Source organism: Anaerotruncus sp. DFI.9.16 (genome assembly GCF_024461615.1).
Classification (GTDB): domain Bacteria; phylum Bacillota; class Clostridia; order Oscillospirales; family Ruminococcaceae; genus Anaerotruncus; species Anaerotruncus massiliensis.
In genome coordinates this window covers 1-210 of sequence record NZ_JANFZX010000193.1, presented here as the reverse complement: position 1 = coordinate 210, position 210 = coordinate 1, and the positions used below count along the sequence as shown (strand labels likewise).

Genomic DNA, 210 nt, shown 5'->3' with positions numbered 1-210 from the left:
CGTTGCGCTCCATAATTTCTGCAAACTGGCAGATATGAATCACATTGTATCCGATCTGCGTATGATACTCGTCAATGAAGGTGCAGGGCTTCACTACCATTTCATCCGGGTAGTGAATCTGCACACAGCTGCCATCGTGGATATGAAACAAATGCTTATAATGGCTGTCGATATATCGGATTTCCTTACCATCCGGGTTGTACTCATTTG

General features: G+C 44.3%; 1 pseudogene. It reads right to left on the bottom strand.

Annotation, left to right across the window (positions count from 1 at the left end):
* Positions 1-210, bottom strand: a pseudogene (locus NE609_RS17495) (hypothetical protein); the annotation flags it as partial.